The organism is Chloroflexota bacterium, from assembly GCA_018829775.1.
Taxonomy (GTDB): Bacteria; Chloroflexota; Dehalococcoidia; order Dehalococcoidales; family RBG-16-60-22; genus E44-bin89.
The window spans coordinates 1-19,880 of record JAHJTL010000018.1; the positions used below are offsets into that span (position 1 = coordinate 1).

At 48.5% G+C, this 19,880-nt stretch carries 17 protein-coding genes; 4 read left to right on the forward strand and 13 right to left on the reverse strand.

What is annotated here, in order from left to right; translation table 11 throughout:
• The 3 genes from KKD83_02200 to KKD83_02210 all read left to right on the forward strand — a co-directional run.
• Positions 1–120, forward strand: a 120-nt coding sequence (locus KKD83_02200) for an IS110 family transposase (protein MBU2534963.1), incomplete at its 5' end; no start/stop codon positions are given.
• 144 nt (positions 121–264) lie between these two features.
• Positions 265–879 carry a sensor domain-containing protein gene (locus KKD83_02205; GenBank protein ID MBU2534964.1) on the forward strand — a complete coding sequence of 205 codons (615 nt, stop codon included), beginning with the start codon at positions 265–267 and terminating at the stop codon, positions 877–879.
• 40 nt (positions 880–919) lie between these two features.
• Positions 920–1,936 carry an aldo/keto reductase gene (locus KKD83_02210; protein MBU2534965.1) on the forward strand — a complete coding sequence of 339 codons (1,017 nt, stop codon included), beginning with the start codon at positions 920–922 and terminating at the stop codon, positions 1,934–1,936.
• 574 nt (positions 1,937–2,510) lie between these two features.
• Here KKD83_02210 and KKD83_02215 read toward each other — a convergent pair.
• The gene (locus KKD83_02215; protein MBU2534966.1) at positions 2,511–2,678 is read right to left on the reverse strand and encodes a hypothetical protein; all 168 of its coding nucleotides are present in this window, start codon (positions 2,676–2,678) and stop codon (positions 2,511–2,513) included.
• Between the two features lie 288 nt (positions 2,679–2,966).
• Positions 2,967–3,404, reverse strand: a complete 438-nt coding sequence (locus KKD83_02220; protein ID MBU2534967.1) for a hypothetical protein — start codon at positions 3,402–3,404, stop codon at positions 2,967–2,969.
• A 1,136-nt stretch (positions 3,405–4,540) separates the two neighbouring features.
• On the opposite strand from KKD83_02220, the gene KKD83_02225 reads away from it, so the two are divergent.
• On the forward strand, positions 4,541–5,518 hold the full coding sequence (locus KKD83_02225) for an NAD(P)-dependent alcohol dehydrogenase (protein ID MBU2534968.1): 978 nt from the start codon (positions 4,541–4,543) through the stop codon (positions 5,516–5,518).
• A gap of 191 nt (positions 5,519–5,709) precedes the next feature.
• On the opposite strand, the gene KKD83_02230 is transcribed toward KKD83_02225, so the two are convergent.
• The 11 genes from KKD83_02230 to KKD83_02280 form a co-directional block, all read right to left on the reverse strand.
• Entirely contained in the window at positions 5,710–6,252 is a 543-nt protein-coding gene (locus KKD83_02230; GenBank protein ID MBU2534969.1) for a tetratricopeptide repeat protein, read from the reverse strand.
• A gap of 133 nt (positions 6,253–6,385) precedes the next feature.
• Positions 6,386–6,925: a hypothetical protein gene (locus KKD83_02235; protein MBU2534970.1), complete on the reverse strand. Its 540-nt coding sequence runs from the start codon at positions 6,923–6,925 to the stop codon at positions 6,386–6,388.
• A 218-nt stretch (positions 6,926–7,143) separates the two neighbouring features.
• Positions 7,144–7,752, reverse strand: coding sequence for a GNAT family N-acetyltransferase (locus KKD83_02240; GenBank protein ID MBU2534971.1), 609 nt, complete (start codon positions 7,750–7,752; stop codon positions 7,144–7,146).
• Positions 7,753–8,378: 626 nt separating this feature from the next.
• Positions 8,379–9,260, reverse strand: a complete 882-nt coding sequence (locus tag KKD83_02245; GenBank protein ID MBU2534972.1) for a methylenetetrahydrofolate reductase — start codon at positions 9,258–9,260, stop codon at positions 8,379–8,381.
• Between the two features lie 20 nt (positions 9,261–9,280).
• Positions 9,281–9,925: a methylenetetrahydrofolate reductase C-terminal domain-containing protein gene (locus tag KKD83_02250; GenBank protein MBU2534973.1), complete on the reverse strand. Its 645-nt coding sequence runs from the start codon at positions 9,923–9,925 to the stop codon at positions 9,281–9,283.
• Positions 9,926–9,961: 36 nt separating this feature from the next.
• The gene (nuoF, locus tag KKD83_02255) at positions 9,962–13,018 is read right to left on the reverse strand and encodes an NADH-quinone oxidoreductase subunit NuoF (protein ID MBU2534974.1); all 3,057 of its coding nucleotides are present in this window, start codon (positions 13,016–13,018) and stop codon (positions 9,962–9,964) included.
• 3 nt (positions 13,019–13,021) lie between these two features.
• The gene (gene nuoE / locus KKD83_02260) at positions 13,022–13,507 is read right to left on the reverse strand and encodes an NADH-quinone oxidoreductase subunit NuoE (protein ID MBU2534975.1); all 486 of its coding nucleotides are present in this window, start codon (positions 13,505–13,507) and stop codon (positions 13,022–13,024) included.
• Positions 13,500–16,193: a formate dehydrogenase subunit alpha gene (gene fdhF, locus KKD83_02265; GenBank protein MBU2534976.1), complete on the reverse strand. Its 2,694-nt coding sequence runs from the start codon at positions 16,191–16,193 to the stop codon at positions 13,500–13,502. The genes nuoE and fdhF overlap by 8 nt, the downstream gene beginning before the upstream one ends.
• 12 nt (positions 16,194–16,205) lie before the next feature.
• The gene (locus KKD83_02270) at positions 16,206–17,009 is read right to left on the reverse strand and encodes a response regulator (protein ID MBU2534977.1); all 804 of its coding nucleotides are present in this window, start codon (positions 17,007–17,009) and stop codon (positions 16,206–16,208) included.
• Positions 17,010–17,292: 283 nt separating this feature from the next.
• Entirely contained in the window at positions 17,293–17,943 is a 651-nt protein-coding gene (locus KKD83_02275) for a response regulator transcription factor (GenBank protein ID MBU2534978.1), read from the reverse strand.
• Positions 17,930–19,567, reverse strand: coding sequence for a GAF domain-containing protein (locus KKD83_02280; GenBank protein ID MBU2534979.1), 1,638 nt, complete (start codon positions 19,565–19,567; stop codon positions 17,930–17,932). The genes KKD83_02275 and KKD83_02280 overlap by 14 nt, the downstream gene beginning before the upstream one ends.
• Positions 19,568–19,880: the final 313 nt, after the last annotated feature.

Sequence of the window (19,880 nt, forward strand, 5' to 3'; positions counted from 1 at the left end):
AAGAAAGTGGCCTTGGTGGCCTGCATGCGGAAGTTGCTGACAATTCTCAATGCCATGATGCGTACGATGACCGTTTGGCAACCGGAAATTATCCTTAGACGTGTTTCTGTGGAGGCATAATGAAGACAGTTGCTGCCCCCAAAAAGGGGTCCAGTTATAATGCTTCCTTTATTACATTGACAGCCAATAAGCAGGGTTATAGAATAGGCACAAAAGTTGAAATAAGAAACGCCATATAATCAATTACTAAAAGGAGGAAATCCAATGAGTGTATCAAAAAAGCGAGGATTCTTTGGTGTTGTCGCTGAGCCGCGGAGCTACCTCAACATTGTCTATCTGCTTTTGGCCTTCCCGCTTGGTACATTTTATTTCGTATTCCTGGTCACGGGCCTTTCGTTAGGCTTCGGACTGATCATCACACTAGTTGGTATCCCTATCTTGTTACTGGTGCTCAGCGGGTCGTGGGTACTATGCAGGTTCGAGCGGCAGGTTGCTATCACTCTCTTGGATGAAGATATCCCTTTGTCGGTCAGTCGTCCAGCATCAGGAGGATTATGGTCTCGAGTCAAGGCACTCCTCAAGGACAGAGTGACTTGGACCGGCGTGATCTACCTGTTTCTGAAGTTCCCGTTGGGCATTGTGACGTTTACCATTGCGGTAACGCTGATCGCTGTCACCGTTGGCCTACTGGCTGCACCCACTTACATGTGGACTAGTGATCCGCTTGTATGGGGCAGTTGTAGCTTTGACCCGTTCCCTTGGTCATGGATCCTCACCATCATCGGTATCCCTCTGGCGTTCATCTCTCTGCACATACTGAACGCAACAGCCGTCGTGTTTGGTCGGATGACGCGAGTGATGCTGGGGAAGCTGCAATAACAAATAAGAATTGTTAGGTTTAAAAAAAGCAAGAATTAAGATGAATTACCGCCAACTGGGTAAAACAGGACTTACGGTCTCGGAAATCGGCTTCGGCTGCGGCAATGTCGGCGGGTTGATGATTCGCGGAAACCATGATGAACAGGTGGAAGCGGTGAAGCACGCCTTGGAGCTGGGCATCAATTACTTTGACACCGCCCCAGTTTACGGAGACGGGCAGTCGGAAACCAACCTTGGCAAAGTCCTGGACGAGCTGAATCCGAAGATTATACTAGCCACCAAAATACGCATCGGCAGGGATGATCTCCAAGACATAAAGAGTGCGGTACAGCGCTCTCTGGAAACTAGTCTGAAACGATTGAAGCGCGACTCCGTGGACATTCTGCAACTGCACACCCCTATCTCGGCTGATCAGGAGACCACCGTTACCCGGGACAGTATTGAACTTAGTTCCGTATTGGGTAAATGTGGTGTCGCCAATGCCTTTGATGCCGTCCGCTCCCAGGGGATGGTGCGGTTTATAGGCTTTACTGGACTCGGTGATGCCGAAGCCCTACATAAAGTCGCCAGAAGCGGGTGCTTTGACCTGATGCAGGTTTATTACAACCTGCTTAATCCCAGCGCTGGCTGGAAAGTACCGCCATATTTTTCTGGGTATAATTTTCAACAACTCATTGACATCGCAGCCAGTCAGGGCATGGCAGTAGCTATCATACGGGTAATGGCAGGAGGTGCTCTAGGCGGAACCATCGCCCGTACCGGCTATGCTTCTCCTAGAGTCGGCGAAACGATAGTCCCCGGCGGCGAGTATAAGGCTGATGAAGTCAGGTCTAGCAAACTCGGCTTTCTACTGTCTGGAGATGTTGATAACCTTCCCCAAGCGGCAATATGCTTCGCCCTGATGAAACCCAGTGTATCTACCGTGCTGGTGGGATTTTCCAGCCGGGAACAGATAGATAAAGCTGCAGCTTGCTCCGGGAAAGCGCCTTTACCGAGTATTGCCGTGGAGCAACTACAACGGCTCTGGTCTACCAATTTTGAGACAAGGCCTGCCTAATCACTCTTTTATGTTTGCAAAGATATACTGTCCCGAATATTTAGTTTTCCTGACATGCTCTGCCACAAGGTAAAAAAGGTCCGCTGAATTTCACGCTTGGAGTCTAGACGTGGAACTCCGGGGTAAAAAAGGAATGGTTTTTTCATCATTATTGAGTTGGGAGTGTAAAACTAGAGGAAATACTGGGCGTGTGGAAAGTGGCTGTGACTTTGGGGAGAGAGGCAGGTTGGGAATGGCCATCAGGTTTGTTTATATTGAGAACTTCTAGAGAGAACGCTGTTCATAACATAATTAGGACTCAACTTATTCTCAGCTTCCAGAAATCCCCACCCCAGTTGAGTCCTAATTGTCCGAATACAGTATAATCATAAAGGCTATTGAGGCTGTCCACAATCCTGCAAAGGTATGATTTCGTAGGACTAAACGGCTAGCCATTTAGGGTGATAAAAACTCTGCGGGATTCTTTTAAAAGGGGGATGATAGCAGTTCAATATCTGGGCGTGCGGAATTAGGAAGTTTATATTGAATTGGTCACACTTTTCGGCCGTCAGTTACCTTCATTGAGGACGAGCAGCTAAGGTTCTCGGGGGCTTGTTAAAGCGGCCAAAATGCCTAAGATTAAAATTAAACCACCGCCAATATAGTTTAGCCAGTCAATATTGCTAACGTTTGTTGCCCAAGGGATGATAATAATCCAAACACCCAAGATTGCCACTGCCCAGGCTAGGTACTTCATCTGCATTTAGCTTGCCACCTTTAAGGCTAGAGTTAACCACCGTTCCTCATATCAATTACTGTACCAATGTTATTACTCCTGCTAGCTGGCTGTCAATAACTATAGTACCGTTAACCCCTGGGCGTGCGGGATGTGGGTAGGATTTGGAAAGGGAGGTTGTTTTAGTAGAGAACTAGTTATTAGCCGATAGAGTATTGAGGAGTGCCCGTTAATTCAATTGACAAACAGGAATTCGCACTCCGAAGTTTGGGGCTAACTCGATATAGTAAGAGACGAACCGAGGATTCTTTATCACTATCGCTGTCTCTTCCGCAGTGCCTTTCGAACCTTCTCATCCACTATTTCCTCTACCGTCTCCTTAACGGTCGTTTGTGACTCTTGCCGCAGTTTTGTTAGCTCTTCATCGTAGAACCGCCCATATAGTTTTTCGCCCCGACCCCATCCCGCAACCCAGACCAAGGCTAATCCAGCGGCCGCAGCTATAGCCACAATCTCAATTGCAATTTCCACAAACAGTAAGATTATGACAGTAATCAAAACGGCGAACGCAAATAGGGCGATATCGAGGTCCCACCTTGCAGAGTTAGCTCTGTATCTTGCTCTCTGCTCAGCCGTTCGTAGCATTTCTGGGTCAACCTGCTCGGTAACTTCAGCTTCACCCATCATTCTTTCCAGTATTCTTATCCTAAATTTGCTCTGGGTGTTCTCTAGTATAGTGTCTGGTTCGTTCACATAGAGCTTTCTTTCGCCACTCAGGCCAATATTTGTACTTCTGCCCCTCTACCTTGCAAGCTGCGGAGCAATAAGTTCTACGATATTTGCCGACTAGCTTGCCACATATCTTACACTTGCGAAGCTCTAAGATTATATCTAGTGTTCCAGGCTTCCATCTCCCCCGTGATACCTGGGATATCACCCCCTCTTTGCGCAAATTATAGAGGGTGGTAACCGAGCAACCAACTTGCTCAAGGAGCTGTGATGTGCTTAATGCCCCCTCACTGTCAGCCGTGCCATAATGTTTAACCAATATTTTGTGTATCCATTGCTTGGTACGTCCTACCTCATCACCTATTTCCTTTAGGCTTGCCCCAGCATCTCTACGTTGTTTGAGATAGTTGCCGTAGACTTCCCAGCAGGTATCGTCCATTTAATCCCCTCAACCAATCTAAAAATTCTGTTCTTAAGGCTGTTTCATGTCAGGCTAGATAATTATATTCCTATTCAGAGGATTGTCAATATACTAAGGAACCTTTATGGGACTGTTTGATGACACATCTTGACAATGAGTTTAAACAGCCGCTATTTAGCGAGCAGATACAACATATTCAAAAGCAGACTGCAAGGATGTTGGATTCTTACAAAATAGGTCATCTACCCCGATCCGCACAAGATATAAGGAACAACCTTTGGAAGGTTATAGAGAGAGGAACTTTCAAAGGCACTTGTGAGATTTGTGAAGAGTTTGACGTGGACCTCGTTAAACTGGAATAAATTAGGCCATTAATAAGATACTTCTCTTAGCGCCTCTTGCATACCCAAGCTGTCACATCAAGAGATAAAGAGACTGCGAGCTAAGAGACTAAGACCAAGACAATTTGGCTGGCATGCATTTAGACACGGCCTGATAACTGCACTACTTGAAGCTGGACTGAGCGATGCGATGGTTAATCGGTGGCTTGGTTGGAGAAGTGGGAGTTCATCTACTCCTATGGTGGGTACATACTTCAGTCCGCAGGATTTAGATGAGAAAGTACTGTCAAAACATCCATTTATAAGGGTTTGGGCTAGGGGGTAAAGTGGCAAAACTGATGTATTGTGATAAACTATTCTGAAAATCACCGAATCAAAGCAACCTTGGAGGAAAACTTATGAAAGCAATTGTATACACAAAATACGGACCACCGAATGTTCTTCATCTCGAAGAGGTAGAAAAACCTGAGCCAAAGGACAATGAAGTACTTATAAAGATTCACGCGACAATAGTAACAGCAGAGGACCCGAGAATGCGAAGTTTCACATTCCCTCCCTTGCTCTGGCTCCCCACGCGAATAGCATTAGGTATCAGAGGACCAAAAAACCCTATACTAGGAGACGAGTTTGCCGGAGAGATTGAAGCAGTAGGCAAAGATGTCACATTATTTAAAGAAGGTGACCAGGTTTATGGAGTAACCGGGATGAGTTTAGGTGCTTATGCCGAGTACAAATGTATGCCTGAAGAAAAGGTGCTGGCAATAAAACCGGCCAATATGACCTATGAGGAAGCTGCCGCCGTTCCTGCCGGGGCATTAACCGCATTGATTTTCCTTAGAGATAAGGGAAATATTCAGAGCGGACAAAAAGTCCTTATCTATGGAGCTTCTGGAAATGTAGGTACTTTTGCGGTACAGCTTGCCAGGTACTTTGGGGCGGAAGTTACCGGGGTATGCAGTACCACGAATTTAGAAATGGTGAAATCTCTTGGTGCCGATAAGGTAATTGATTACACTAAAGAGGATTTTACCAAAAGCGGCCAGACCTATGACATTATTTTCGACGCGGTAGGCAAGAGTTCATTTTCACGTTGTAAAAGCTCGCTAAAGAAAAAAGGATTCTATCTTTCAACTGTCCCTGGGCTGGCAATTATTCTTCAAATGTTATGGACGTCAATGGTAGGCAGTAAAAAAGCAATGTTTGCGGCCACAAGCTTCAACTATAGTACTGAAGATTTAATTTTCCTCAAAGAGCTTTTTGAGGCGGGAAAGATAAAGCCGGTTATTGATAGATGTTACCCGTTAAGTGAGGTTCCTGAAGCTTTCCGGTATTTTGGAGAAGGACACGCCAAAGGAAATGTAGTCATAACTGTGTAAGGTAATAACAAAACCTAACAAAGCGCTGCACCCGACCGCTATTCCGCTGCGCTTCATAGCGGCAGGTGAGCTTGGTCGTTGGACGACGAAGTGGTGCGAGCGATATGACCAAACAACCTAAAAAAGGAACGATTCTCAGATAATCAGAAGCACCTTAACAAAAGAATATCAGGGCTGAAGCCAAGCCTATATCATTTGGAGAGCTCTTCAATCTGTTGCCTTGCATATTCAATCCACTGAGGATTGTCAGTGAGAGTGATGAACTTCTCAAAATCAGCTATAGCCTCGGCTTTTTCGCCTTTTCCTCTGTAGGCCATAGCTCTATCGGCATACAAAAGAGTATTATTTGGATCAAGGTCGATGGCCCTGCTGTAGTCAGCAATGGCCAAGTCCCATCTCTTCTTGTTAGAATAAGCCCAGCCGCGATTGATATAGGCCATGGCCAATTCGTCGTCGAGCTGGATGGCCTTGTTAGCGTCAGCGATAGTCAGGTCCCACTGTCCCCTTTGGCCATAAGCCCAGGCTCGACTGTTATAGGCTTCAGCTAACTCAGGGGCAAGCTCGATAGCTTTGGTTGCTTCTTCTATTGCCTTATTATAGTACCCCTCTTTGTTCAGGTTCTGGCTCTGTTCGATATGCTGCTGAGCTGTGTCCGAGTCTCCGCAGCCAGCAAGGATACCACTAACTAGCAAGATAAATACAAGCAGAAGAATAACATGTCTTCGATTGGTCATCCACCTTCCTCCTCCAAGTTATACCCACCTGATAAATAGCTACCTAAATACTACCTGCTTATAATCCAGAGAACATGCCACAATTAAGTAGAAAAAAGATGTAGGGCCAGTCTTTAAGTTCAAAATAATTCTATTATTCGCCTATCGTCATGAACTCGGAAATTTCTCCATCAGAAAAAGCATAAATTATGAATGGTTCGGTCTGTTCACCTGGCATTCCCGGTGACCCTGCCGGCATCCCGGGTAGGAAAATACCGTCAATATCCGGGTTTTCTTCTTTCAGTTGCTCGATTGCTTCGACCGGCATATGGCCCTCAATAAAGTAGCCTCCAACAACCGAAATATGACAACTTTGCATATCTGTCGGTAGCGGATATTTTTTTCTCAGAGAAGTTTGCTCTTCAGCATTGATTATATGTACATCAACTTGGTAACCTTCGTCTTCAAGATAGGCAATGTGGTCTGAACAGCAAACACACCCAAATGGTTTATAAACAGTCACCAGATTAGGGTTACCCATTAGCCCATCTGTACGAGTTTCTGCTTCGGTCGTTATCTTCGTGCTGCTACACCCGGAGAGAATTAAGGCAATAATAAAAGCCAAGATTCCCAAGGTAACCGTAGCTGAGCTAAGTGCCAACATTCTTTTTATCTTCGTTTCTTCTCTTTTCATACCACAATATCTAAAAGTTAAAATGATTAGACTCCCGTCTCAAATACAACAAGCAATATTATGATAATGACCTGCTTTCAATTTTAATGGTTCGTTTAGATTAAGGGCTGATGAGACTAATTGTTAAAAATCGCGAGTCGAACACTTTTTATTTTAACACTTCCAACCCGTACCTTTCCGTACTCGTTTCGAGTTCATACCCAAAGTCTTTCTCGCTACTAGACTCCTCCATTTGGGGAACGCCACATATACCAGTTAGGGAAATTCATTATTAATTCTTCACCAATAATCTTAAACCCGAATCGCTCGTAGAATTTAACATTCTCCGGCCTATCTGTCTCGTGATATGCCGCCATTCCGAGCCCATCAACATGATTACAGTAGTACTCCGTCATCTGGCTGCCAATGCCCTGCCCCTGTAGATCAGGCGTGATACCTATTGGATCAAGATGCCAATGTGGTTTCTTCGGGTCGTATTTTGCCCACCTGCCGCGGAACTTTAGAACTCGTTGAAGTGTGCTGAATCCTCCTCCAGCTTTCATCATGGTGGGAAGCATTCTTAAACCCTGAAATGGTGACATCTGACAATGCGGCCATTCTACAATTCGCATTGCGCCAACAATCCTACCGTCTTGCTTGGCGACAAATACCTGGCCGGGCAGGTGTTCTAGCATAGCCCCGAAGACGATTTGCATGCGGCGTGCTATATCTGACTTATCTCGATATATGGCAGGAGAGCTGGGCTGAGTAGCAAAGGCTTTACCCAGCACATCACTTGCCTGAGGAAGTTCTTCTTTTCGAATTTCTTCAATACGGATTTGTTCCATGCTACCTATCTGATACCTCCTTCAAGTGATGTTATTAATAAACATGCCACTGTGTGGTATTAACGTCAACCACATTGTGGTAGTATTACGGTATAATTCATGAAAAAGTAGATGGTTAGGATTCAATGGACAGCAATGAATTTTCTAGAATTAGGCACTCTTTGGGCAAAACTCAAAAGCAATTGGCGCAACTATTATATGTTTCACCTAAAGCCATACAGAGCTTTGAACAGGGGTGGAGGCACATACCAGCACAGGCTGAACAGCAAATTCTGCTTTTGCTAGCTCTGAAGAGATCTTTGGATAGGAATATTCGGCCCTGCTGGGAGGTATTAAACTGCCCCAACGAATGGAGAGAAAATTGTATTGTATGGGAGTTACAGGTGAGGCATTTTTGTTGGTTTATTGGCGGAACCTTTTGTCAGGGTGAGGTGCACAAGAACTGGGAAGAGAAGATTCAATTATGTCGAAAATGCAAAGTATTTCGCTCGATGATCCCCGTCATTTGAGACCGTGGGTCTATGGAACAATTCGTCATATTGTGTAGTGGGTAACAAAACAGACTTTTGTTCAATGGGTAACGGATTGTTAGAAACTTGGTTTAACCCATTATAGCCATATCGGACTTAGAGTCCCGCAGCAGCAAGAATATCGGGTACTACTTCCTCTTTGGCAATAGCCATAATATGGACACCATCGCAGATGGCATCCCTCTTCAACGTGGCTATCATACGCCCGGCAATCTCTATACCTTTGGCCAACATCTCCTCCTTGGCAACACCGGCTAATTCATCAATCAGGTCTTGAGGCACGAAGATACCGGGAACGTTTTCGTTCATGTACTTTGCCATTCTGGCGGATGACAATAGAACGATGCCGGCCAGAATTTTTACCGGGAACTGTCGTGCGCAATGCATAAACTGGCTGAAGTTCTCCAGGTCATAGATGGCCTGGGTTTGAAAGAACTCGGCACCCGCCTCAACCTTTTTTTCAAACTTGATGAGCTGGGGCTCAATGGGCTGCGCTTCCGGAGTGACGATGGCACCAGCGCAAAATTCCACTGACCCATCAAGGCTATTACCTCCCATATCCTGTCCCGATTCCATGGAACGGATTGCACTCAATAATTGTACCGAATCCAAATCGAAGACGCCTTTGGCTTCCTTGTGGTCACCTACAGGAACGGCGTCGCCGGTAAGGCAAAGAACATTGTTGATTCCCCGCGTATGTGCCAGCAGGAGTTCAGCCTGGAGAGCCAGGCGATTACGGTCGCGGCAGGTCATCTGTAAGATAGGCTCACCACCTTGCTCTTTAATGGCGAGGCAGCCGCCAAGGGAAGGGAAACGCATGACCGAGCTCTGATGGTCAGTGACATTGATTGCATCCACCTTGTCCTTGAGAAGCTCAATATGATGCAGCATTTTATCAATGTTGGTTCCCTTCGGCGGTGCTACCTCACTGGTAATTACGAACTTGCCGGAGTTCAGGGCATCTCGGAAGCGCGACACCATTATCCTAACCTCCTCGTTCACTCTATTTTTATCGTTCTTGGCCTCAGCACTACGTGATGGTTCCTGGGAGGGTAGTACTTCCGCATTAAATCAAGTCGCCCCTGCGCTTTCAGCCCCTCGTAGATAAGCGTCCAGGCACAATCTTTTTCTTTATCGACCTCACACTTGCCGTTATTAGTGCCGCCACACGGCCCATTTACCAGTCCCTTGTGACAATTGGTAATCGGGCAAATGCCGGCAGTTTCGCCAAGGATGCATTGACCACACTGGGCGCACACCTCGCGGAAATATCCTGGAGTCTCTTCTACGGCTATGAACAGGGTATCCAGTGCTGGGACCACAGGCCGGTCAATATACGTACTTATCCGATGTACCCCCAAGGCACAGGTCATTACCAGAACGCAGTTTGCATTTTCGATGGCGCGACTGTTTTCCTTCATGGCTGCCTCGGTCATCTCGTCACAGGCGATTGGAATAACGGTCCAGCCACTAACCCGTTTATCTATCTCCAGAAGGCGGTCCTTCATCTCAACGACCTGGTCAATCCCGCCGGTTTTGGTCATGGTGGTGCAGGTACCACAACCGACGATGAACACGTGGTCAAGATTAGCCAGTTGCTCTGCTATTTCCTCCAGCGATTTCTGTCGGGTTATTGATTTCATAATAGCCCTCCCATCGAGCCGGTAACGTTTAGAATGTTACTCCTCTAAGTCACATCTCAGACAGCGTTTAGCCTCCTGCCCGGCTCTTTTCACCGATAAGACAAGTTCAACTTCATCAAAGCTCGCCTTTCTTTTCCGGACCGGAAGTGTCGGCGTGGATACCCTTGGCTGTTCTTCCCAGGATTCCTCAATTTCCTGTTTAGCTAACTCACCGACAATTTTCGTCTTGAGGTCATACATCTGGACTTTGGAGACATCGCCTTTCAAGTACTTGTCAATAGCAATGGCCCCTCTTCGCCCAGCGGCAATGGCATCTATTATCATGGCCGGACCGGTAACAAAATCGCCACCGGCAAAGATGCCGCTGACATTTGTCGCCAGGGAATTGCTATCAACAACCAAGGTCTCCCAGCGGGTACGTTCCAAGGCGCTATCGGCGGGCAGAAAAGATAAATCAGGGGCCTGGCCAACAGCGGCAATCACGGTATCCGCCGGTACAAAGAACTCGGAGCCGGTGATGGGAATCGGCCGCCGGCGTCCGCTCTCGTCGGGCTCACCGAGGCTCATCCGGATACATTGCAGACCGGTCACCTGCCAGTTCTCGCTTTCGATTCTGGTCGGACTGACCAGAAAGTTGACGTTTATACCTTCGGCGATGGCCTGGTCATACTCCACCTCGGTCACCGGCATTTCCTCACGTGACCGACGGTAAAAGATATTGACCTCATCGGCGCCAAGACGGAGTGCCGAGCGAGCCGTATCCAGGGCTACGTTACCACCACCGATAACCGCCACCCGATGGCCAACATTGACCTGTCTGCCCAGTTTGATATCTCTCAGGAATCGAAGCCCGTAATAGAAGCCGGCGGTATCTTCCAGCTCGCCAGGAATGCCGACACGCTGACTTCTCTGGGCACCAGATGCAATGAAGACAGCATCATAACCGTCTTTTCTGAGGTCTTCTACCGTGAAGTTTACGTTTATGGGGGTATTGTATCTTATCTCCACCCCTTTCTTGGCAATGAAATTGATTTCCTTTTGAATCATTTTATGCGGCAATCTGAATTCAGGTATCGCTACCGACAGCATGCCGCCGCCTATGGGGAGGGCTTCAAAAACGGTTGCCGGATAGCCCATCTGCGCCAGAAAATAGGCACAGGATAGACCGGTGGGTCCAGCCCCAACCACGGCGACCCGCCGGCTTTTGGTCTGCGGAAATGGTTCCGGGTCTTCAGTTATGTGCTCGAAATACCAGTCAGCGGCAAAACGCTTGAGCTCTCTTATGGCTACCGGCTCATCCAGTTCGCCACGCCGGCACCTGGCTTCGCAGGGATGATGGCAGATACGGCCGCAAATGGCGGGAAAAGGATTTCGCTCTCTAATGGTATCAGTTGCCTCCCGGTATTCGCCGGCGGCAATATGGGCAACGTATTTTGGAACATTTATGCCTACCGGACAGGTGTGCTGGCACGGCGAAATCATCAGGGCGTCGCAGACAGCGGCCGGGCACTTCTTCTCTTTTATATGAGCCTCGTATTCGTCCCGGAAATATTTGATGGTGGTTAACACCGGATTAGGTGAAGTCTGACCGAGGCCACATAATGAGCACTCTTTGACCGTGGCGGCAATCGTAAGCAATGTGTCAATGTCCTCTTCGCGTCCTTTTCCTTCCGTGATTCGGGTCAGGATTTCCAGCATCTGCTTGGTTCCCAGACGGCAGGGCGTACATTTACCACAGGACTCGTCCTGGGTGAAACTGAGGAAGTACCTTGCTATCTCGACCATACAGGTGGTCTCATCCATCACCACCATACCGCCCGAACCCATTATTGAGCCCAGGCCTTTTAACGACTCGTAATCCACAGGCAGGTCAATGAAACGGGCGGGAATGCAACCTCCAGACGGGCCACCCGTCTGCACCGCTTTGAGACGCTTATCTCGAGGAATACCGCCACCAACCTCATAGATAATACGAGACAGCGGGGTGCCCATGGGTACCTCGACCAGACCGCTATTGGCAATCTTGCCGGTAAGGGCAAATACCACCGTGCCCTTGCTTTTCTCCGTGCCTATGTTTGCAAACCAGTCAGCGCCCCGCTCAATGATGACCGGGACGGAAGCCAGCGTTTTGACATTGTTGATAATGGTGGGTTTACCATCCAGACCCGACTGGGCGGGGAATGGCGGGCGAGGACGGGGCATACCACGGAGGCTCTCGATGGAAGCAATCAGCGCCGTCTCCTCTCCGCAGACAAAGGCGCCAGCGCCTTCCTTGAGGTGTACGGTGAAGTTGAAGTTGGAATCCAATATATTATTTCCCAGAAATCCCCTTTCCCGGGCTTGATTGAGGGCGGTATGAAGTCGGGATACGGCGAGAGGATACTCGGCACGGACATAAATATAGCCCTCGGCCGCACCGACAGCGTAAGCGGCGATGGTCAGGCCTTCGATAACGGCATGGGGGTCTGCCTCCAGTATAGAGCGGTCCATAAACGCGCCGGGGTCGCCTTCATCGGCGTTGCAGATAACGTATTTTTGTGAACCGGTGGCATTGCGGCAGAATTCCCATTTGCGCCCGGTGGGAAATCCGGCACCGCCGCGACCCCGAAGTCCAGACTTATTGACTTCCTCAATCACCTGTTCCGGCGTCATATGCAACAGAACTTTACGTATGGCCTGGTAGCCGCCTCGTTCAACGTAATCATCGATTTTTTCAGGGTTGATATGCCCGCAGTTACGCAGAATAACGCGCTCCTGTTTCTGATAAAAGTTGATATCGGAGTAGTGCGGTACCGCCCTGTCGGTTATCGGGTCGTGATAGAAGAGTCGCTCCACCGGCCTCCCATTCTTGAGGTGCGAAGTCACTATCTCAGCAGCATCCTCCGGCGCTACGTGGGTATAAAAAATGCCCTCTGGCTCGACGATGACATTTGGTCCCTGCTGACAAAAACCATGGCAACCGGTAAAGTCCACAGCAACATTCTTCACTCCCTGGCCGAGCACTTCGGCACTGAGCGCATCAAATACGGCATCACCTCCACCGGAGACGCATCCGGTGCCTCGGCAGACATAAATGGTGCGATGCTGTGGCATTTTTTAGGTCTCTTCCTTCCTGCTGAATAAATAGGCCACTTTCTTGGGGTTCATTAGACCGTGCGTAGCCTGGTTCACAACAATGTTCGGTGCCAGCGCACATACGCCGATGCAGGCGACGGTCTCCAGCGTATATTCCATATCCGGCGTCGTTTCTCCTTCTTCAACGCCGAGTTGCTGCTTAACTAACTTTAGTATTGTTTTACCACCTCGCACGTGACAGGCGGTGCCACGGCATACCCTTACGATGTTTTTACCTCGGGGTTCGGTATAAAACTGGGTATAAAAGGTAATCACCCCTTGCACCTGACTGGGAAACAGACCCAGACCTTTGGCGATGCGTGGTATCGCCTCTGGAGGAATGTAGCCCAGTGTGCCTTGAATTTCATGCAACAACGGTATTAGCGACCATCTCTGCTCTCGGTAATCCGCTACGCTATTGTCTATTCGCTTCAGGTCAGCTTTCGTAATTTTCTTTGCCTCAGCCATTCCTGCCAATCCTTTCCAGCCTTACCGCACAACTTTTAAATGAAGGAATTTTAGCCTGAGAATCCAGGGTTACACCAAAAAGCTCATTAAAAGGACTCTCCGGGAACGATATCGGCAGAAAAAGAGTTTTTGATGGTAGCGTTTCCGTTAACCTCAGGGTAGTGTTTATCTGCCCATTAGGTGAGACAACCTTGACTCTATCGCCGTCTCTGAAGCCAAATTGCTTGGCATCGGCCTCACCGATTTCTAACCAGGCGTGTGGCGAGAACTTTCGCAGCCTTGATGCCCTCAAGCTCCTGGTGCCGCAGCCAAAGTGGTGCAGTACTGAGCCTACCATGAGAGCGAACGGATACTCGTCCCCGAGACCATCTGGCGATGGAGTATAATCGACCGGTGCAAACCGCCCGAATCCGCTTGGAAACGGCCCTTTATGCAAGCGCTTGACTCCTAAACGGTCATCTTCTAAATCAGTCAAATCGGTATCCTGATCGTCAAGATTGGTATAACCAAGGTGCCGATAGAAGGGGACCAATTCCTTAATCTCGTCCATAACCTCCTGTGGAGAAGCGTACGGCATCGGGTGACCCATCCGGTCGGCCAACTGGAGGACTATCTTCCAGTCCGGCAGGCTATCGCCAACAGGCTCAATGGCCTTACCTAATTGCTGCACCCTGCCTTCAAAATTGGTGAAAGTTCCCTCTTTCTCGGCAAAGCTGGCGGCGGGCAGAACCACGGAGGCCAATTTCACCGTTTCCGTAGGGAACAGGTCCGACACGGCGAGAAATTCAAGAGAGGACAGTGCCTCCCTGACCAGCGAAGGGCAGGGGAAGCTTGAAACCGGATTTTCCCCTACGATTAACATCCCCTTTATCTTTCCATCCTTTGCCTGTTCCATCATTTCTAAAGCGTTCAGTCCGGCACTGGCTGGTAGAGAAGTTCGCCACCTTGCCTCGAATTTCTGTTTCGCTTCAGCATCATCCAGACCTTGATACCCGGGAAGGAAATCAGGCAGGTTACCCATATCACAGGCTCCCTGCGCATTGTTCTCACGCTGCAGGGCGTAGATGCCCCCTCCCCGACGCCCGATGTTCCCGGTTAGCATCGAGAGATTGGCTAAAGCCATGACGCTACTGATGGCATTGGCATACTGGGCGATTCCATTTCCATATACAATGGAAGCGCTCTCCGCCGCAGCGAAGAGATGGGCAGCAAGCTGTGTATCTTCGGCGGAGACACCGGTTATTTCCTCAACGTGCTTCTGGGCATATGACTTCAAACTCTTCTCAAATTCCGTGAAATTGTCTGCCCTGCGGGTGATAAACTCCTCGTCGAATAGTCTTTCCTCCACTATCACCCTTGACATAGCACTGAGCAATGCGGCATCGGTTCCGACCGTTGGCCTCAGCCAGAGATGTGCGAATGGAGTCAGTTTAGTTTCTCTTGGGTCAACGAGTAACAGCCTGGCCCCTTTGTACTTGACGGCACGTTTTATGGCATAGCCCACAGCTGGGGCAGAGACAGCTGGATTGGCGCCGACAACCATTATCACCTCTGACTTTTCCAGGTCATCCAGCTCGTTTGTTGTTCCCGGAATCCCGATAGTCCATCCCAGGCCGATTCTGCCTGGAGAGCTATATATACGGCTGCCGTTATCGATGTTGTTAGTGCCCAGCACTGCCCTGGCGAACCTCTGCAGCAAGTAGTTTTCCTCGTTGGTGCATTTGGATGAGCCAAGAACGGCCAGACTATCGGGACCGTGTTTCTCCTTTATTCGCCTGAATTCATCTGATGTCAGGCTTAAAGCCTGCTCCCAGGACGCCGCCTGAAAATCATCGCCCGTCCTGATTAAAGGGCCGGTTAATCTATCCGGGCTATGCACAAAGTCATAGCCGTAACTCCCTCTAACACAAAGCGCATTGTGATTCACAGGACTCCTGGCACTAGGACTTGCCCGTACCAGACGATTATCTTTAACTTCCAGACGAAGGCCACATCCGCAACCGCAAAACGGACATACCGTCTCTACAGCGGATGTAGTTGTGCCATGATAAATCCTCTCCTTTTCGATTAAAGCACCCGTGGGACACAGTGCCACACAGGTGCCACAAAAGGTGCACTCAGACTTCTCCAGTGGTAAATCATAAAAGGTTGCTGGTTTGGTGCTGAATCCCCGTCCAATGTAATCGATAGCACCTTCAACAACCAGTTCGTGGTCAGCCCGAATGCATTTGGCGCAGAGGATGCATTTGGAGAGGTCTCTTTCGATGTAGGGGTTAACCTCTTCGATAGTATGCAGCTGGGGGATTCTCTGGAACTCCAGCAGTCCTATACCCATCTCGGAGGCTAACTTCCGTAGTTGACAGCGGTTGCCCTTGTCGCACACCAGACAGGAATCAGGATGACTGGCCAGCAGGAGCTGGACGATTACCTTTCGTCGCTCTATTACCCGCTCCGACCGCGTTTTTATTACCATCCCGCTTCTGATTGGGGTGACGCAAGATGCCAGCAGTGCTCCGGAACTTTCATCCTCGACCAGGCAGACCCGGCAGGCGCCGGTTGAAATTAGACAGGGATCATAACAAAGTGTCGGGATATCTACGTCTGATTCTCGGGCCAGGTCCAGGATGGTCATCCCGGAATAGCCACTTACCTCAATCCCATCCAAGGTAATTGTGATTGTTTCCATTTGCCTTCGTCGTTACCAGTTAGCAGTTACATAGGCAAAAGCCCGGGGGAAGTATCTGCCGGCGCTAACCGTCCTTATACCGGTCAGAAGGTCGGAACTGGCAGCCTTCTTGGCGACAAATCCGTACGCCCCCGATTGCTTGGCAACAAACATATTTTCTTTATCATCATACTGTGTCAGCATCAAAACCTTGGTTTGAGGGGAATCCTCACTTATTCGTTTTGTTGCATCAAGGCCGCTCATCACAGGCATGACGATATCCATTATTACTACATCCGGGGAAAGCTTGAGTACCTTATCAATGGCGACTTGCCCATTCTCAGCCTCACCTATGACTTCCATATCTTTTTGCAGGACCAGCAAAGCGCGGATTCCCTCCCTGACGACCGCATGGTCGTCCACCACAAGCACTTTAATCATATGGATTGCCTTGGCCAATAATTTTTCAATCCGTGGTACCAGTGAAGCCGACTTGATTGGTTTGCTGACATAATCTTCAGCTCGTAGCTCTAAGCCTTCATCCATCAGCCACCCTTTAATTAATCGCTCTTCTAACGGCGCATCGACGACAAGAAGCGGCATATCGCTAAACTGCGGTGTATCTTTCAGCCAAACGTGTAGTTGAAATGCAGAACCTCGAGGCCTGATTGTGCCCACGATGACCATATCAGGCTTTTGGTTATTAACCATGTCCTCAGCCTCATCCTTGCTCCTGGCGACCACTACCTGATAACCTTTAGGCTCTAAAGACTTCTTCAAGGCTTCCGTAAAATCAACTTCGTCATCAACGATTAAGATTTGAGCTTTCGTCCTCATCTCCAGCCTCCTGTTGCCCATATTCTCCGCCAATTGGGGTATATTCTAGGCCTCTACTGTAAGAATAGACTGAGTTCAGCCAAGCAGGAAAGCGGTTTATCCCTTAAAGTGACCGGGTATTAACTCTTAAATATTGGGGGGATTTCCCCTCCCCGTGCGTTCCGAACTTTATGCCGTTGGACAGCGGTGGTTAAAAAGCGTTCAAACGCAGCGTGAACATTGAAATAATGGCGGAATAATTATGCCAAAACTTGATATCGCAATTAAGGGGTGTGCCTGAGTTTCAAACGCTAATGATGCCCTTGCGCAGGGCGTATTTGATTAATTCGGTACGGTTGTGGATGCCAAGCTTGGTCATAAGGCTTGTCTTATGCCCTTCCACAGTTTTGGGGCTGATTACCAGTGCGTCCGCGATTTCCTGAGTAGTACGTCCCTCCGCTGCCAGCCGAAGTACATCTCGCTCCCGTTCGGTTAACTGATTGTAGGGGTCACGGCTACCCCGGGGGCCTTTTTGCTGGTAATCTTCAATTAAAACTTTAGCCACCGATGGGGAGACGTAGGAATCTCCGCGAAAAACCGACCTGATTCCTGAGGCAAGGTCGGAAGATGCCGCTATTTTGCTTATGAAACCCGAGGCCCCGGCCTCTATCACGGGAAATACGAACTCCTTATCGTCATGTTGTGTCAGGGCGATCACTTTTGTTCTGGGGAATTCTTTACAGATATGGCGGGTAGCTTCCAATCCGCCCATGTCGGGCATGGCTATATCCATAAGCACGACATCTGGCTCTAAGCTTTTAAGCATCTTCAGCGCTTCCGTACCGCTACTGGCTTCACCAATCACTTCGATGTCCTGAACAAGCGCTAACAGGGCACAAATGCCGTCTCGAACAATGGTATGGTCATCTACGACCATGACTTTAATGCGCTTCATGTTCAGCATCCAAGATTATCGGTACCCTACCGCTGACGGTGGTTCCCTGACCGGGTTTCGACTTGATTCCACAAGAACCACCGAGCAGTCCGATTCGCTCCTTCATACTGAATACTCCCCGGCCACGCCCGCTTTCTTCGATATCAGTGATTTTGGAAACATCAAAACCGACCCCATCATCGGCAATCTCTATAAACAGCTCATTGTCTTTACGTTTAAGACTGAATCTCGCATTTTTTGCTTTGGAATGTTGGGCAATATTGCCGATGGCGCCCTGTGCCCAACGGAAAAGTCCCGCTTCAATCTCAGGAGGCAAGCGCTTATCCATACCCTCAGACTCCATGGACATATTAATGCCCAAAGGACGAAGACTGTTCTCGGCATACTGGCGGATAGCAGGTACTAGTCCTAATGTATCTATAAGGGCAGGGCGAAGGTCAGCTATTAACCGGCCTATCTCGCCATGTACCCCGATGGCCAAGGATTGTACCTTCTTCAATCCAGCAACGAATCCCGCGTCTTTACTGCCGGACATCTCAAATGAATCTATTAACGCCTGCAAATGTAGTTCTATGCCGGAAAGCGCCTGACTGGTTTCATCATGCAGCTCACCAGCTAGTCTTTTGCGCTCTTCTTCTTGAACCATCAAGGTCTGCCGTGTCAGTTTTTGGAACCTTTCTCTAGCCTTCCTCAGCTTTTCATATAGACTTGCCTCTTCGATAGCAACACCGACTTGGTCCCCAATCGAGTTCATCAGGTGCATATCGTTTTCGGTAAATTGACGTGGCATTTTGCTGGCAACATTTAACACACCTAGAACCTTGTCTTTCGCCCTGAGGGGAACGCTGATGAAGGCTTTAAGGCCTTCCGTACTTATCAGATCGGGATTGGCGGGACGTGGATCAGCTGAAATATCCTCCAAGAGAAGCGATCTGCCCGTCTGAGCCACCCTGCCTGCAATCCCCTCCCCAGACCTGAGATGTATCCCCTCAACATACTTTGTGCTCAGGCCCTGGTGGACACGGTATGATAGCGTCTGTCTCTGCTCATCAAAAAGGAGTATTCCCCCAATATTGCCATTCATTATTTCTAACACACTGTTGAGGGCAACCCTGAGGATAGCATCCAAGTCCCACAGCCCGCTCAGTGCCGCCGAGACCCGACTCAAAGCTAAAAGCTCATGATGCTGCCTGAGTATTTGGCTTTCTAACTCTTTTGAAGCCGTAACATCTCTCCTAAGCTCTACTATGCCTTTGATGTCACCATTGCTGTCATGAACAGGATAGGCACTAATCTTGAGAAATGTATCGTTGCCAAGGTTGTGAGCTGGGTGTATAACCGTTATTATGCTGCCGCTTTCCAGGACTTTATTTAGAGGACACTCCCAAAGAGGTAAGGCACATGGCTTTTCCCTGTCATATAAGACCTTGTAGCAAGTCCGGCCAACTGGCGATTCAATTCCCTTTCTGAATCGGCCCCGCGCCGTTGTATTGACAAATCCTATCCGGTGTTTTGTATCTATAAACATAACTTCATCTTCAATAGCGTCCAGTAAATCTCGCAGGGAAATATCTAGCTCTTCATTGCTAATCTCTCGTTGTGCTGCTTCCTTCTCCCTGCCCATGTTTACCTCCTGCCATAGATTAAATTACATTAACAGCTGAGCCTTGTCAAACATTTGTGAGGCTGAGGCCAGCCATCAAACCTTAACCTGTGGCCAACAATGTTTCCAATCTAACAGTTCGCTATTGTGTGTAATGAGATAACATTTCGTCATATTGTTGGGGAGTATAAAAAGGAACGTTTTCTAGGTATATTGAACGCTTCATTAGATTGTGTGATTTGACAATTTGGGCTATTGTCCAGTTCTTAGCTGGTCTGCGGTTACAGGACGGTTAGGTCTTATCACTATGTGCTAATAGCAAAACAGAAGAAGT

Excerpts from the sequence above, each read along its gene's own strand:
- KKD83_02205 (MBU2534964.1), top strand. The coding sequence starts at position 265 with ATGAGTGTATCAAAAAAGCGAGGATTCTTTGGTGTTGTCGCTGAGCCG.
- KKD83_02210 (MBU2534965.1), top strand. The coding sequence starts at position 920 with ATGAATTACCGCCAACTGGGTAAAACAGGACTTACGGTCTCGGAAATC.
- KKD83_02215 (MBU2534966.1), bottom strand. The coding sequence starts at position 2,678 with ATGCAGATGAAGTACCTAGCCTGGGCAGTGGCAATCTTGGGTGTTTGG.
- KKD83_02225 (MBU2534968.1), top strand. The coding sequence starts at position 4,541 with ATGAAAGCAATTGTATACACAAAATACGGACCACCGAATGTTCTTCAT.
- KKD83_02230 (MBU2534969.1), bottom strand. The coding sequence starts at position 6,252 with ATGACCAATCGAAGACATGTTATTCTTCTGCTTGTATTTATCTTGCTA.
- KKD83_02235 (MBU2534970.1), bottom strand. The coding sequence starts at position 6,925 with ATGAAAAGAGAAGAAACGAAGATAAAAAGAATGTTGGCACTTAGCTCA.
- KKD83_02240 (MBU2534971.1), bottom strand. The coding sequence starts at position 7,752 with ATGGAACAAATCCGTATTGAAGAAATTCGAAAAGAAGAACTTCCTCAG.
- KKD83_02250 (MBU2534973.1), bottom strand. The coding sequence starts at position 9,925 with ATGAAATCAATAACCCGACAGAAATCGCTGGAGGAAATAGCAGAGCAA.
- nuoF (MBU2534974.1), bottom strand. The coding sequence starts at position 13,018 with ATGCCACAGCATCGCACCATTTATGTCTGCCGAGGCACCGGATGCGTC.
- nuoE (MBU2534975.1), bottom strand. The coding sequence starts at position 13,507 with ATGGCTGAGGCAAAGAAAATTACGAAAGCTGACCTGAAGCGAATAGAC.
- fdhF (MBU2534976.1), bottom strand. The coding sequence starts at position 16,193 with ATGGAAACAATCACAATTACCTTGGATGGGATTGAGGTAAGTGGCTAT.
- KKD83_02270 (MBU2534977.1), bottom strand. The coding sequence starts at position 17,009 with ATGAGGACGAAAGCTCAAATCTTAATCGTTGATGACGAAGTTGATTTT.
- KKD83_02275 (MBU2534978.1), bottom strand. The coding sequence starts at position 17,943 with ATGAAGCGCATTAAAGTCATGGTCGTAGATGACCATACCATTGTTCGA.
- KKD83_02280 (MBU2534979.1), bottom strand. The coding sequence starts at position 19,567 with ATGGGCAGGGAGAAGGAAGCAGCACAACGAGAGATTAGCAATGAAGAG.